At 72.7% G+C, this 12,871-nt stretch carries 10 protein-coding genes and 3 pseudogenes; 8 read left to right on the top strand and 5 right to left on the bottom strand.

Going from position 1 to position 12,871, the window contains the following annotated elements:
* From B9S61_RS34775 to B9S61_RS34765, 3 genes and pseudogenes are all read left to right on the top strand, one after another.
* The coding region (locus B9S61_RS34775) for a transposase (RefSeq protein ID WP_146064897.1) at positions 1-304 on the top strand (304 nt) is incomplete at its 5' end.
* Positions 305-368: 64 nt separating this feature from the next.
* Positions 369-1,463: pseudogene (locus B9S61_RS34770) on the top strand (right-handed parallel beta-helix repeat-containing protein); the annotation flags it as partial.
* 287 nt (positions 1,464-1,750) lie between these two features.
* On the top strand, positions 1,751-2,494 hold the full coding sequence (locus B9S61_RS34765) for a L,D-transpeptidase family protein (RefSeq protein WP_258040016.1): 744 nt from the start codon (positions 1,751-1,753) through the stop codon (positions 2,492-2,494).
* Between the two features lie 106 nt (positions 2,495-2,600).
* Here B9S61_RS34765 and B9S61_RS34760 read toward each other — a convergent pair whose 3' ends face one another.
* Positions 2,601-3,608, bottom strand: coding sequence for an MASE1 domain-containing protein (locus B9S61_RS34760; protein ID WP_181007667.1), 1,008 nt, complete (start codon positions 3,606-3,608; stop codon positions 2,601-2,603).
* Positions 3,609-3,660: 52 nt separating this feature from the next.
* The gene (locus B9S61_RS34755; RefSeq protein ID WP_103545743.1) at positions 3,661-4,491 is read right to left on the bottom strand and encodes a PP2C family protein-serine/threonine phosphatase; all 831 of its coding nucleotides are present in this window, start codon (positions 4,489-4,491) and stop codon (positions 3,661-3,663) included.
* A gap of 194 nt (positions 4,492-4,685) precedes the next feature.
* Between B9S61_RS34755 and B9S61_RS34750 the strand changes: the two genes are divergently transcribed.
* Together B9S61_RS34750 and B9S61_RS34745 are read left to right on the top strand one after the other, a co-directional pair.
* A complete protein-coding gene (locus B9S61_RS34750) occupies positions 4,686-5,036 on the top strand; it encodes a hypothetical protein (RefSeq protein ID WP_103545745.1) in 351 nt (116 codons plus the stop codon).
* A gap of 162 nt (positions 5,037-5,198) precedes the next feature.
* Positions 5,199-7,250, top strand: coding sequence for a discoidin domain-containing protein (locus B9S61_RS34745; protein WP_103545742.1), 2,052 nt, complete (start codon positions 5,199-5,201; stop codon positions 7,248-7,250).
* An 8-nt stretch (positions 7,251-7,258) separates the two neighbouring features.
* Here B9S61_RS34745 and B9S61_RS34740 read toward each other — a convergent pair whose 3' ends face one another.
* A complete protein-coding gene (locus tag B9S61_RS34740; RefSeq protein ID WP_103545741.1) occupies positions 7,259-8,842 on the bottom strand; it encodes a glycerol-3-phosphate dehydrogenase/oxidase in 1,584 nt (527 codons plus the stop codon).
* Complete coding sequence (locus B9S61_RS34735; RefSeq protein WP_103545740.1) at positions 8,839-9,447, bottom strand: TetR/AcrR family transcriptional regulator; 609 nt, start codon at positions 9,445-9,447, stop codon at positions 8,839-8,841. Before B9S61_RS34735 ends, B9S61_RS34740 begins: the two co-directional genes overlap by 4 nt.
* A gap of 74 nt (positions 9,448-9,521) precedes the next feature.
* Here B9S61_RS34735 and B9S61_RS34730 point away from each other — a divergent pair, with 74 nt between their 5' ends.
* Both B9S61_RS34730 and B9S61_RS34725 read left to right on the top strand, forming a co-directional pair.
* Positions 9,522-11,114, top strand: coding sequence for an FAD-binding oxidoreductase (locus tag B9S61_RS34730; RefSeq protein WP_103545739.1), 1,593 nt, complete (start codon positions 9,522-9,524; stop codon positions 11,112-11,114).
* A gap of 97 nt (positions 11,115-11,211) precedes the next feature.
* On the top strand, positions 11,212-12,093 hold the full coding sequence (locus B9S61_RS34725; RefSeq protein WP_103545738.1) for a YegS/Rv2252/BmrU family lipid kinase: 882 nt from the start codon (positions 11,212-11,214) through the stop codon (positions 12,091-12,093).
* Between the two features lie 7 nt (positions 12,094-12,100).
* Here the strand turns inward: B9S61_RS34725 and B9S61_RS34720 are convergent.
* Positions 12,101-12,334, bottom strand: a pseudogene (locus B9S61_RS34720) (hypothetical protein); the annotation flags it as partial.
* Here B9S61_RS34720 and B9S61_RS34715 point away from each other — a divergent pair.
* Positions 12,332-12,550 (top strand): annotated as a pseudogene (locus tag B9S61_RS34715) (transcriptional regulator); the annotation flags it as partial. The pseudogenes B9S61_RS34720 and B9S61_RS34715 overlap by 3 nt on opposite strands.
* Positions 12,551-12,871 lie beyond the last annotated feature (321 nt).

Raw genomic sequence — 12,871 nt, 5'->3', positions numbered from 1 at the left:
CCTCGCCTCCTACGCCGGACTGGCCCCCACCACGAAGCAGTCGGGCACCTCCATCCACGGCGAACACGCACCCCGAGGCGGCAACCGGCAACTCAAACGGGCGATGTTCCTGTCCGCCTTCGCCTGCATGAACGCCGACCCGGCCTCCCGCACCTACTACGACCGCCAGCGAGCCCGCGGCAAGACCCACACCCAAGCCCTCCTCCGCCTCGCCCGCCAGCGCATCAGCGTCCTGTTCGCCATGCTCCGCGACGGCACCTTCTACGAACCCCGGACACCGAAAGACGTCGAGCTCGCCGCATAACCCCAGCAACACCGAACCACCCCAAACCCGACAAGGGTGCCTTGACGAAGGACATAGAGGCACCCCCCTGGGCCAGTGGCGCCAGGAGCAGAAGATCCTCACCGACGACCCGCAGGACCGCGGTCAGTTCAACCAGGTCGGTATCCGGGACGTCACCATCAGGGGCGCCGGCATGTGGCACTCCCAGTTCTACACCCTGACACCACCGCACCAGGCGGGCGGCATCAACCACCCGCACGAGGGCAACTTCGGCTTCGACGTCGACGACAACACCCGGATCTCGGACATCGCGATCTTCGGCTCGGGCACCAGCCGGGGAGGCGACGGGGGAGCCGAGGGCGGAGTCGGCCTCAACGGCAGGTTCGGCAGGAACACGCAGATCAGCAACGTATGGATCGAACATGCCAACGTCGGGGTCTGGGTGGGTCGCGACTACAGCAACATCCCCGAGCTGTGGGGGCCGGCCGACGGACTCCGGTTCAGCGGGATGCGCATCCGCGACACCTATGCCGACGGCATCAACTTCGCCAACGGCACACGCAACTCCGAGGTGGAGAACTCGTCGTTCCGCAACACCGGCGACGACGCGCTCGCGGTGTGGGCCAGCAAGTACGTCAAGGACCCCGCGGTCGACATCGGCCATGACAACCACTTCCGCAACAACACCGTGCAACTGCCCTGGCGCGCCAACGGCATCGCCGTCTACGGCGGCTACGGCAACACCATCGAGAACAACCTGATCCACGACACCATGAACTACCCGGGCATCATGCTCGCGACCGACCACGACCCGCTGCCCTTCTCCGGGCAGACCCTCATCGCCGACAACGGGCTGTACCGCACCGGCGGTGCCTTCTGGAACGAGGACCAGGAGTTCGGCGCCATCACCCTGTTCGCCCAGGGGCCGGACATCCCCGGCGTGGTGATCCGCGACACCGACATCCACGACTCGACCTACGACGGCATCCAGTTCAAGACGGGCGGCGGCGCGATACCCGACGCCCGGATCACCTCGGTCACCATCGACAGGTCCACCAACGGCTCCGGCATCCTCGCCATGAGCGGTGCCCGCGGCAGCGCCACCCTGAAGGACGTCACCATCACCGGTTCGGCGGAAGGGGACGTGGTGATCGAACCGGGCTCGCAGTTCGTGATCAACCGGTGGCACCGCACCCCGCGCACTGCTCCGTCCGGCGGGCCCGTACTCCACCCGGGGTGCGGGCCCGTCACTCGTGCGGGTGTCTTTCCGGCCCGGTCGACGGCGCACCGGGGTCGCGCAGACGGGGGGCTTCACCGGACTCGCGCGGAGAAGCCGAGGCGAATCCGGCAAGTCGAAGTCAGGCTGAGGGCATGGCTTCATCGATCGACTGCCCGCGCCGTCCGCGCCACCGAGCTCCGGCCGGGGGCGGACGCCGGGCCGCAGTCCCCGTCCGAGCAGGCGGCCGTGTGTCGCTGACGGCCGTTCTCCTCCTCGTACTGGCCGCCCTGACCGGATGCGGGGCGGGCACCGCCACGACGACGCCAGGCGCCCCGGCGGGCGGGCCCCAGGGCACCGCGAACACCGCCCAGGGCCGGGCCGACGCCGGCACGGAGACACGACCGCCCGCCCAGGTCCCCGGACTCGGCCCGCGCACGCTCGCGTGGATCCCGCAGAACGCCCGTCAGGTCCTCGTGGTCACCGGCCGGGACAGGAACGCCAACCGCTCCGCGGCCATGCTGTACGAACACACCGGCTCCGGCTGGGAGGCGGGTCCGGCCTGGCCCGCCCGCAACGCCCTGAGGGGATGGACCGACGACCACTGGGCGGGCGACCTGCGCTCACCGATCGGCGTGTACACCCTCACGGACGCCGGGGGACTGCTGCCCGACCCGGGCACCGACATGCCGTACGACCGGTCGGACGCGTTCAGCGTCGGCGGCACGGGCTTCGAGGGGGAGCCGCTGGAGGGCTCCTTCGACTACGTCGTCGCCATCGACTACAACCGTGTACCGGGCACCACGCCGCTGGACCGGACCCGTCCGCGCGGCGGTGACCGGGGCGGCGGCATCTGGCTGCACGTCGATCACCAGGGCCCCACCCAGGGCTGCGTGAGCCTCGAGAAGCCTCATATGAGAGAGCTTCTGCGCGCCCTGGAGCCCGGCCGGCACCCGGTGGTGGTGATGGGAGACGCCGCGTCCCTGAGCGAGTGACGCCGGCGGACCCCGGAACCAGCCCTTCCGGCGTCCCGGGCGCGGGCTCCGGGGCGGAGCCCCGGTGCCGGGGTGGGATGGGATGGGGCGGCGGGGGCGGAAGACGTCAGTCCGCCCTCCGTGCCCGCCCGCCCTCCTCCCGCGGCGTCCGCCCCGCCGCGGATTCCCCCGCCGTCAGATGCTCCAGGACCTCCACCAGCTCCTGGCACGCCCGCTCCACCGACCGCCGCGTGTGCTGCTGCTCGGTGATCACCGCGGACAACAGCAGCGAGGTCAAGGCCATCGCCCCGTTGAAGGCCTGCAGATTGACCATGACTTCGACCTCGGACAGGTTCTCGAACGGCCCGATCCGGTCCGTCGCCGCCGCCGTGGCCATGACGGAGGCGAACAGCGCGCACAGCATGCTCCCGGGCAGCTGGAACCGCAGTGCCGCCCAGATCAGCAGCGGAGAGACGGAGAACAGCAGACTCGCCGGGCTGCGCGTCGCGAGCGGCACGAGACAGGCCGCGATCGCCACCAGCCCCGCCGCCTCCTTCCACCTCGTCCAGTGCAGCGGGGGCCGCAGACGCAGGAGCATCAGCAGCACCGGGGCGATGAGCAGCACGCCCATCGCGTCGCCCACCCACCAGGCCAGCCACACCCCCCAGAAGCTCTCCCGTGGCAGGTCGCCCGTGGCGACCAGAAGTCCCGCTCCGGCGGACGAGCTGATCAGCATGGCGGAGAAGGCGCCCAGGAAGACCAGCGCGAGACAGTCGCGTAATCGGCTGAGATCCGTGCGGAAGCCCACCCGGCGCAGCAGGAGGTACCCGCACACCGGTGCCACGGTGTTGCCCGCGACGACGCCCAGCGAGGACAGCCGCAGCGTCGTGAGGTGCATGAGAACGAACACGACGCCCAGGGCGACCCCCACCCAGCAGCGCAGTCCGAAGACCAGCAGACAGGCGACGGCCACTCCGGTCGGCGGCCAGACGGGCGACACCACAGCGCCCGCGACGGTCAGTTCGCGCAGCAGCCCGAGCCGCCCAGCGGCGTAGTAGCAGACGGCGACGGCCAGCGTCTCGAGCACGAAGACGGCCGGTCTGCGAAGATCCTGGCGAGCCACCACACAGGCCATCAGACACCGGGACGGCCGGGTCGGCGCGGTGGGACACCGGGTGCTGTGGGCTCTATGGATGAGTGTCCAGTGTGTCGTGCCCGATCACCAGGACGGCCGCGTCGTCGTCGTGCCCCACCCGCTCCGCGCCCTTGATCACGGCCGCGGCGAGCGCGTCCGCGTCCAGGCGGGCGACGGCCGCCACGCCGGCGAGCCGGGCCACCTGGTCGAGCCCCTCGTCGAGCGGCATGGAGGGCCCCTCCACCACCCCGTCGGTGAGCATCACGAACACCCCGCCTGCGTCGAGCCGGTACCGGGTGACGGGGTAGACCGCTCCGGACAGGACCCCCAGCGGAGGGCCCCCCTCGTCCCGGGTGATGCCGGACCGGCCGTCCGCGGTGGCCCACACGCACGGCAGGTGCCCGGCGCGTGCGCTCTCCAGCAGCCGGGTCTCCGGGTCGAGCCGCATGAAGGTGCAGGTGGCGAAGAGGTCGGAACTCAGCGACAGCAGCAGTTCGTTCGTCCGGGCGAGCAGCTCACCCGGATCGCTGTCCACGGAGGCGAGGGCCCGCAGCCCGACCTGGACCTGACCCATGAAGGCGGCCGCCTCGATGGTGTGCCCCTGTACGTCGCCGATGGACAGACCGATCCGGCCGTCGGGGATGGTGAACGCGTCGTACCAGTCGCCGCCGACGTTGAGACCCTGGTAGGCGGGCGCGTACCGCACGGCCAGCCGCACACCGTCGGCGACCGGGAGCCCACGTGGCAGCATGCCGCGCTGCAGGGCGATGGCCAGTTCCACCCGGGAGCGCTGCACCTCCGCCTGCGCACGTGCCTGAGCCGTCAGCGTCCGGAGCCTGACCAGCAGCTCGTCGCCGTCGTCGGTGGAGCCGGTGCGGGACATGGATCACTCACTCGGGTGAGGACACTCAGGCACGGTGGCCGCCCTCGGGAACAAGACGCTCATTCATGTATAAATACGACGATAGTCGGCGAAGAGGATTCCAGGCGGGCAGCGCGCCTGCCGTAACCGGGCCGGAGCGGACCGGGGCGGCCGTTCCCGCCCGGCCGGCCGTCGGACGTGCCTAGGCTGTGCGCATGGAGCAGCGGGAGATCATGCAGCGCAGCGTCGGCATCCTCACCGAAGCCCTCGTGATGCGGCGGCGACTGCGGGAGAACCCGGACGCCGACGTCGCCGGGAGCGCGGCGGTCGCCACCCTCCTGGAGGAGATGCTGCCGCACGTCCAGTTGCCGGCCGAAGCGAACGCGCGCGAGGTGGCGGACATCGTCACCGGGAAGCTCGGCCCCGCCATCGTGCAGATCACCTCGGCGCTGACCTTCGCCTTCATCCAGCTCGCGGAGATCCACGACGAGGGCCGCACCGACGTGTCCTCCGCCGACGTGCTGAGGTCCATCTCCCTGCACTACGAGACCGGAGGGCAGCGGTAGTCCCGGTCGCCCGCCCGGCGCGTGCGGGCGTCCGGCGCGCGCCGGACGGCAGCGGAGCCGTGTCCGTGCCGCGCGGACCCTTGACGCCCTACGGGCCAGTAGTCATCCTCACCCCAAGTGATTGTGCAGGTCATGACAATCCATGGCGGAGAGGCGTGCCCGATGACCACGTACCGCACACGACGACACCTCGGAGTCGTCACGCTGCTCCTCCTCGTGCTGGCCGCGCTCCTCCTCCCCACGCCCAGCTCCGCGGCCGACCGGGACTGGTGGGATCCCGCCGACCGGCCGTCGCCGGACTCCGGGATCGGTGTCACCGGCGAACCGTTCAAGGGCACCGGCCCCCACGGTGAGGTGCGGGGGTTCGTCGACGCGCACAACCACATCATGTCCAACGAGGCCTTCGGCGGCCGGCTCATCTGCGGCAGGGCGTTCTCGGAGAAGGGCATCGCCGACGCGCTCAAGGACTGCCCCGAGCACTACCCCGACGGCTCGCTCGCCGTCTTCGACTTCATCACGGGCGGCGGTGACGGCAGGCACGACCCGGTCGGCTGGCCGTCCTTCGCGGACTGGCCCGCGCACGACTCGCTGACCCACCAGCAGAACTACTACGCCTGGATCGAACGCGCCTGGCGCGGCGGCCAGCGGGTGCTGGTGAACGACCTGGTCACCAACGGTGTGATCTGCTCCGTGTACTTCTTCAAGGACCGCGGCTGCGACGAGATGACGTCGATCCGGCTGCAGGCGAAGCTGACGTACGACATGCAGGCGTACGTCGACGGCATGTACGGCGGACCGGGAAAGGGCTGGTTCCGGATCGTCACCGACAGCGCGCAGGCGCGTGACGTCATCGCGCAGGGCAAGCTCGCGGTCGTCCTCGGTGTCGAGACGTCCGAACCCTTCGGCTGCAAGCAGGTCCTGGACGTCGCCCAGTGCGACCGGGCCGACATCGACGCCGGTCTCGACGAGTTGTACGCGCTGGGCGTGCGCAGCATGTTCCTGTGCCACAAGTTCGACAACGCGCTGTGCGGAGTGCGCTTCGACTCCGGGGCGCTCGGCACCGCGATCAACGTGGGCCAGTTCCTGTCCACCGGAACCTTCTGGCGCACGGAGAAGTGCACCGGCCCGCAGGCCGACAACCCCATCGGTCTGACCGCCGCACCCGGCGCCGAGAAGGAACTGCCGGCAGGCGTCGAGGTACCGGCCTACGCCGAGGACGCGCGGTGCAACGTCCGCGGGCTCACCGGGCTCGGTGAATACGCCGTACGCGGCATGATGAAACGCAACATGATGCTCGAGATCGACCACATGAGCGTCAAGGCCACCGGCAGGGTCCTCGACATCTTCGAGGCCGAGTCGTACCCCGGCGTCCTCTCCTCGCACAGCTGGATGGACCTGAACTGGACCGAACGGCTCTACGGCCTCGGCGGGTTCGCCGCTCAGTACATGAACGGCTCGGAGCACTTCGTCGCGGAGGCGAGGCGCACGGAGCCGCTGCGCGACAAGTACGGCGTGGGCTACGGCTACGGCACGGACATGAACGGTGTCGGCGGCTGGCCGGCCCCGCGCGGAGCGGACGTTCCCGGCCCCGTCACCTATCCCTTCCGCAGCACCGACGGCGGCTCCGTCCTCGACCGGCAGACCACCGGCGAGCGCACCTGGGACCTGAACACCGACGGAGCCGCGCACTACGGCCTCGTCCCCGACTGGATCGAGGACATCCGGCGCGTCGGCGGACAGGACGTGGTGGACGACCTCTTCCGGGGCGCCGAGTCCTACCTCGACACCTGGGGGGCCTCCGAGCGGCACCGGGCCGGTGTGAACCTCGCCGACGGAGCGCGGGCCACGGCCAGTTCGACCGAGTGGAACCCGTTCACCAGCTACGCGCCCGGCAGGGCGGTGGACGGCGACCGGAGTACCCGCTGGGCCGGCGACCGGAGCGACGACCAGTGGCTCCGCATCGACCTCGGCGACACCCACCGGGTCGGGCGGGTCACCCTGGACTGGGAACGCGCGTACGGCACCTCGTACCGCATCGAACTCTCCGCCGACGGCGCGGACTGGCGCACCGTCTGGTCCACCACCTCCGGTGACGGCGGTCTGGACACGGCCGTGTTCACCCCCACGCCGGCCCGCCATCTGCGGGTGCACTTCCTGGGCCGGGGGACGCAGTGGGGTTACTCGCTGTACGAGGTCGGCGTGCAGGGGCAGTGAGCGTACGCTCAGCCGCCGTGTGACAAGGCCCCGTCGGCAAGGGCGCGTACCGCCTCGAGTGCCGTGTCCCGGTCGGCGGGGACGAGCCCGATGCGGGTGCGGCGGTCGAGGACGTCCTCCTCGTCGAGCGCGCCCTCGTGGCGCAGGGCCCAGAGCAGTTCGGCCCGGGTGACCGGGTAGCCGGGCACCGCCGGTTCGCCGAGGCCGGTTTCGCGGGCGCCGAGCGCGTGGACCGCCGGGGCCTCCGTGCCGTAGAGCCGGACGAGCCGGCGCGGTGCGGGCAGGGAGGCGAGGACGTGCGGCGCCGCGGCGCCCACCAGTGGCAGGGAGGCGGTGGGGGAGGGGCCGGCCGCCAGTCCGCGGACACGGACGGCGGTGTCGACGGCGTCCTCGGCCATGCGCCGGTACGTGGTGAGCTTGCCGCCCACGACGGTGACGACGCCCTCCGGGGAGGTGAGCACCGCGTGCCGGCGTGAGATGTCGGCGGTCCTCGGCGCCGTCTCCGGGTTCCCCTGCGCGGTGTCCAGCAGGGGGCGCAGTCCGGCGAAGGCACCGACCACGTCGCCGCGGCGGACGGGGGTGTGCAGGACGGAGCAGAGGACGTCGAGGAGGAAGCCGATGTCCGTCTCCGGTACCTCGGGGACGTCGGGGATGTCGCCGTCCACGGGCTCGTCGGTGAGACCGACGTAGACCCGGCCGTCGTCCTGGGGCAGGACGAGCACGAAACGGTTGCTCTCCCCGGGGATCGGGATGTGCAGACCCGCGGACAGCGGTCCGAGGCTCTCGGGCCGCAGGACGAGATGGGTGCCGCGGGAGGGCCGGATCCGTACGCCGTCGACGAGGCCGCCCGCCCACACACCGGCCGCGTTGATCACCGCGCGGGCGCGGATGCCCCCCTCCTCGCCGGTGAGTTCGTCACGGACCCGGGCCCCCGTCGAGGTCAGCTCCAGGGCCCGGACCCGGGTGAGGATCCGTGCTCCGCGCGCCGCGGCCGTCCGGGCGAGGGCGGTCACCAGACGGGCGTCGTCGGTGAGCCGTCCGTCCCAGGACAGCAGTCCGCCGCGCAGTCCGTCGCGCCGCAGGCCGGGGGCGAGGTGACGGGTCTCCACCGCACCTAGCCGGCGCGGCGGCGGCAGGGTGGCGCGGGCAGTACGGGCGGCCAGCCGCAGTGTGTCGCCGGCCCGGAACCCGGCCCTCGCCAGGGCGGCCTGACCGCCCGAGACCATCGGGGTCAGGGGCAGCACGAACGGCTGGGCGTGCACGAGGTGCGGCGCGGTGCGCTCCATCAGCACCCCGCGCTCGACCGCGCTCTCGTGGGCCACGCCGAGCCGTCCGGAGGCGAGGTAGCGCAGTCCTCCGTGGATGAGCTTGCTGCTGAAGCGTGAGGTGCCGAAGGCCAGGTCGTGGGCGTCGACGGCGACCACGCTCAGCCCGCGGGCCGCCGCGTCGAGAGCGGCCCCGGCGCCGGTGGCGCCGAGCCCGACGACCAGGACGTCGACGACCGGACCGCCGACGGAGGCGGCCAGTTCGCTCGCGCGCCGGGCGGCGGACAGGGACGAGGCGGCGGGCCCGCCGGGGGCGGTGGCGTTCATGGGGTGAGGGTCCTCTCCAGGATGCCGCGCAGTTCGCCGAGGAAGGCCTCGGGGGCGAGTTCGGGGTCGTCCTCCTCGGTCATCGTCCGCAGGGACAGGGTGAAGGACTGCACGATCAGCAGCACCGACCGGGCCTGCCGCTCCGGATGGGCGGTGCGCACCGAGCCGTCGGCGTGCCCGGCGGCCAGGGCGTCGGCCAGCAGTTCCAGGAGGGCCTCCTGGCTCGCTCCGCGGCGGTCCAGCATGTAGGGCAGGAGCAGTTCGGGATCCACGTCGAGGATCTTGCGGAAGAGCGGATGGACGCCGAAGGCGCGCACCGCCGCCACCAGCCCCTCGGTGAGCACGTCGCGCGCCGGCACCCCGGGCTCGGGTGCCGGGATGGCCCCGGTGGCCACCGCGATCCACTCACGGGTCATCAGATCACCGACCAGGGAGCGCACATCGGGCCAGCGCCGGTACAGCGTCATCCGGGAGACCCCGGCGCGGCGGGCCACGTCGGTGAGCGTGGTGCGGCGGACCCCGACGGCCAGGACGCAGTCCCGCACCGCGTCGAGCACCGCGTCGTTGTCCGGACCACCGGAAGCGTTGTGACGAATGGGCGTCATGTGTCACAGTGTAACGCCACGTGAGGCCGTCGGTCGACGGCATCGCTCGTTTCCGACCGGTGAGGACGACAGCCATGGACATGCTGTGGAGCGGCTGGGGGGACCCGGCCGAGGCGACGCCGCTGCCCGGCACGGTGATCGGGCTGCTGCGCGATCTGCTCGGAGTCAAGCCCCGCGAGGCGGCCCCCGTCGCCATCGCGGACATGGCCGTCCCCGAGAGCCCGCTGACGCCCGGAGCGCGCCGCGCCCTGATCGAGGCCCTGGGCGACGAGGCGCATGTGCGCACCGACGCGGAGACCCGGGTCCGGCACACCCGCGGCAAGTCCACCCCCGACCTGCTGCGCGTCCGCGGGGGAGACGTGACCGCCGCCCCCGCGGCCGTGCTCCTGCCCTCGGGACACGACGAGGTACTCGCCGTCCTGCGGGTGTGCGCCGAACACGGCCTGCCGCTGGTGCCGTTCGGCGGCGGCACCTCCGTGGTCGGCGGGCTCGCCCCCGAAGCGCGGGGCCCCTTCGTCGCCCTGGACCTGCGGCGCATGAACGCCCTGCTCGACCTCGACCCCGTCTCCCGCACGGCAACCCTGCAGCCCGGCCTGCGCGGACCCCGCGCCGAGGCACTGCTCGCCGAACACGGCTTCACCCTCGGCCACTTCCCCCAGTCCTACGAGTGGGCCACCGTCGGCGGCTTCGCCGCCGCCCGCTCCAGCGGCCAGGCCTCCGCCGGCTACGGACGGTTCGACGAGATGGTGCTCTCCCTCACCCTCGCCACCCCCGAGGGCACCCTCGACACCGGCCGGGCACCCCGCTCGGCCGCCGGACCCGACCTGCGCCAGCTCGTCCTCGGCTCGGAGGGCGCCTTCGGCGTCATCACCTCGGTGACCGTGCGGATCCGTCCCGTTCCGCGGACCGCGGTCTACGAGGGCTGGCACTTCCCCTCCTTCGAGGAGGGGACCACCGCGCTGCGCCGGCTCGCCCAGGACGGGCCGCGGCCCACCGTGCTGCGCCTCTCGGACGAGACCGAGACGTTCATCGGCCTGGCGAACCCCGAGGCCATCGGCTCCGGCGCGCCGCAGGCCGCCGGCTGCACGGCCGTCGCCGGCTACGAGGGCACGGAGGAGGACACCAGGCACCGCAGGGAACGCGCGGCGGCCGTCCTGCGCGAGTGCGGCGGCACCCCCCTGGGCGAGGAGCCGGGCCGGCGCTGGGCGCACGGCCGCTACTCGGCCCCGTATCTGCGCGACGCGCTCCTCGACGCCGGGGCGTTCGCGGAGACGCTCGAGACGGCGACGTTCTGGTCCCGCGTCCCCGCGCTGTACGCCGCCGTGCGCGACGCGCTCACCGACACCCTCACCGGCGCGGGCACCCCGCCGCTGGTCATGTGCCACATCTCCCACGTCTACGAGAACGGTGCCTCGCTCTACTTCACCGTGGTCTCCGCCCAGGGCGAGGACCCCGTGGCGCACTGGACCCGCGCCAAGCACGCCGCCAACGAGGCGATCCTCGCCGCCGGCGGCACCATCAGCCACCACCACGGGGTCGGCACCGACCACCGCGACTGGTACGCCCGCGAGGCGGGCCCGCTGGGCATCGACGCCCTGCGCGCCGTGAAGCGGCGACTGGACCCGGCGGGAGTGCTGAACCCCGGCGTCCTGCTGCCCGGAGACTGACCCGCCCTGAACCCCGGCGTCCTGCTGCCCGGAGACTGACCCGCCCCACGCGTCCCGTCCACGCCCCATCCCGTCGGCCCGCCCCGGAGGCACCCCGATGCGCCAGTTCACCGCCGTCGTCAACCCCACCGCGGGCGCGGCCACCGGAGCGGCAGCCCTGCTCGCTCTGGCCCGGCACCTCCGGGAGGAGGGCGCCGACCTGCGGACCGAGTACAGCCGCAGCCTGGACCACGCCCGGGAACTGGCCCGTGACGCCGGACGGCTGGGCCACGTCGTCCTCGCCGTCGGCGGGGACGGCATCGCGGGCGGAGTCGGCGGCGCCCTCAGCGGAACCGGCGCGACCCTCGGCCTCGTCCCGGCCGGCCGCGGCAACGACTTCGCCCGTGCGCTGGGACTGCCCCGCGACCCGGAGGCGCTGGCCCGCATCCTGCTGCACGGCGAACCGCGGCCGGTCGACACCATCGAGGTCGGCTCGGCCGTCCACGACCGCGCCGTCGTCCTCGGCAGCGTGTACGCCGGTATGGACGCGCTCGCCAACCGGCACGCCAACCGGTCCAGGATGCTGAGGGGGCCGGTCTCCTACTACGCGGGCGGCCTGCGGGCCGTCACCACCTGGCGGCCCGCCCGCTACCGGGTCACCGTCGACGGCGAGGAGCACGCGCACACCGGCTACACGGTGGTGGCCGCCAACTCCGGCTTCTACGGATCGGGCCGGATCATCGCTCCCGACGCCCGCGTGGACGACGGCCTGCTGGACATCGTCATGATCGACAAGGCGCCCCGGCGGCTGTTCTTCGCCCTGATGAACGAGCTCAGGACCGGGGCGCACGTCCACCGGCCCCAGGTGCGGATCCTGCGCGGCCGGGAGATCCGCATCGAGGCCCACCGGGACGTCCCCTACGGAGCCGACGGGGAGGTCGACGCGGTCCTCCCCGTCACGGTCCGGGTCCTGCCCGGAGCGCTGAACGTGCTGTACTGACCGCCCGTCAGGGCCGGGAGGCGTCCCGGTGGTAGCGCCGGGCCAGCCGTGCGAGCGCCACGGCGCCCAGCAGCAGCCCGAAGTCGCGCAGTGCGACGTCGTAGTAGCCGGACAGCGTCAGCAGACTGACGATGACGCCCGCGAGCCAGCCGGCGACCAGCCAGCCCCCGATGCGGGGCGCGAGGGCCACGACGGCACCGGCCACGATCTCGATCACCCCCACCGCGTACATCGCCGACTGGAGCGGTACGGCTTCGAGCCGCGGCGCGACGGCGACAACGTCGTCCTGGGCAACTGCCCCTTCCACGCGCTGGCCCGCGACCACACCGAGACGGTGTGCGGCATGAACCTGCACCTGATGCGCGGAGTCCTCGAAGGGCTCGGCGCGACAGGGCTCGAGGCGCACCTGGCGCCGGAACCCGGCCGGTGCTGCGTCCGCCTGGAGCCCGCCGCCTGACCGGCCTCGAGGAGGCGGCCCGGGGCCGCGGGCCGTCCGCCTCTTCCGCGACGTCCGCACGTTCCCCGTACGCACGCCCGTGCGGGGACGGAGAGCCCGTCCACGACGACACCGCCGCAGCGCCCTCCCGGACGGCGCTGCGCCACCCGGGCGTCGCCCACCGTTACCGGACGCGCCTCAAGACTGGATCCATTCGTTCTCTGGAATTACTCGCCTCCGGGCTTATAGGTTCGGCGCATGACCGCGACCCGGCCGCCGACCGCCGCGGAGGAGCTCCACGGCGCGGGCCCGCGCACGGCCGCGGCCCGTACCTCCCTCCCC

It is taken from the genome of Streptomyces sp. SM1 (assembly GCF_002910825.1).
GTDB classification, from domain to species: Bacteria; Actinomycetota; Actinomycetes; order Streptomycetales; family Streptomycetaceae; genus Streptomyces; species Streptomyces okerensis.
Note: the sequence above shows the minus strand (reverse complement) of the source record. Positions and strands in the feature narration are given on the sequence as shown.